This window comes from Marinobacter segnicrescens (assembly GCF_900111555.1).
Classification (GTDB): domain Bacteria; phylum Pseudomonadota; class Gammaproteobacteria; order Pseudomonadales; family Oleiphilaceae; genus Marinobacter; species Marinobacter segnicrescens.
Genome location: NZ_FOHZ01000076.1, coordinates 1 through 1,346, shown reverse-complemented (window position 1 = coordinate 1,346; position 1,346 = coordinate 1). Strand labels below are relative to the sequence as shown.

Here is a 1,346-nt window from a genome sequence, read left to right as displayed (position 1 = left end):
CATCTTCTGGAGGATGGCTTCCTTACGTTCCGGTGAGTAATGGGGCATGGTTGTCCTCTGAAATCATCAGGCGACAACTACGCTGACACATAGGGTCTCCGCCAGTTCCAGCTCTTCCACCAGATCCAGGGCGTTGCGGAACAACACCCGGTAGCCGGCTTCCACGGCTTTGTAGCCAATGCCGATGGCCAGGTGGGTCTTGCCTACACCGGGCGGGCCGATGAACACCAGGTTGTTCCGCTCGTCGATGAACTGGAAGTCCAGCAAGGCATTTACCTGACGTTTGGTAATGGTGGTCTGGTGCCGGTAGTCGAAGCCCTCCAGTCGCTTCTCAGCAGGGAACGCGGCCATCTTCCTGTTCCGGCGGATGCGCTTGTCCTGGCGCTGGATCAGTTCGTGTTCAGCCAGCCGGTCCGCGAAGCTCAGGTAGGACATCTCGTTGACTTCTGCCTCGGCCAGCAGGTTGGTCAGTTCGTCGGCGGCCGCGCTCAGACGCAGACTGCGGTAACGGGACACGGTCTGTTCAAGCTGGCTCATGGGTCACCCCCTGGCCACTGGAGTGGCCAATACGGCGATAAGCACTTAAGTCCAGTGCTTCCTTGGGTTCTAGCAGAGGTTCCGGCTGCCGTTCCCGGAGGACGGCGGCTTGGGCCGCGTCAAGGTAGCTTTGCAGACGTGTGGCGGTCATGCCGGGACGCTCTGCCAGAGTCGTGAGCAACACCGGATCCACCGGCGCATGGCGCTTGAGCAGGTCACGGGTAGCCACCAACTGATCCTTGTAGATCTTGGGCTCGGAACGCTTGAGCTGCTGGCACAACCGTTGCCCGATTTCACTCCCGATCATCTCATTGATCTTGCTCTCAAGGGTGGTCACCCGCTGGGCATGATCGCGGTAGTGATGGGTGTTCTTGATCACCTTGCCTTTATCGGAACACAGCGCATGGCTGGTAATGACGTCGCCTGTGTTCAGGTCGCTGATGTGGAGTTGGCCGCCGGACTCCAGAACGCCCACCCGGGCCTGCTGCCAGGCCGTGGGCACAGAGTACTTGTTGGCCTTCCAGGCGATCAGGCCGGTCTTGTCGGCCCGCCGTGTCTCGTGGGCCACCGGCTGCACGCAAGCTGGTGACAGGTAGGCCTCCAGATGTTCTCGTTCATCCCGTTCGAACCGCTCCCGGGGTGGTTCGCCGGTAGTGCCATGGATCCGGACATTGGCCACGCTCTCAACCCAGTCCTGCACGTGCTGGCGCACGTCTGCGTATTCCAGACCAAGGTTGCCACTGATTCCAGACGAAGCCTGCCACCCATTCCACGCGAAAGCTGCCACTGATTCCACGGCAAAGCTGCCA

2 protein-coding genes are annotated in these 1,346 nt (G+C 60.6%); both read right to left on the bottom strand.

The genetic code is table 11. The features are described 5' to 3' along the window. Window positions 1–66 precede the first annotated feature (66 nt). Window positions 67–537 carry an ATP-binding protein gene (locus BM036_RS19685; RefSeq protein WP_281247040.1) on the bottom strand — a complete coding sequence of 157 codons (471 nt, stop codon included), beginning with the start codon at window positions 535–537 and terminating at the stop codon, window positions 67–69. Continuing rightward, on the bottom strand, window positions 524–1,346 hold an 823-nt coding region (locus BM036_RS19680; protein WP_425434121.1), incomplete at its 5' end, for a Mu transposase domain-containing protein. The genes BM036_RS19680 and BM036_RS19685, both read right to left, overlap by 14 nt.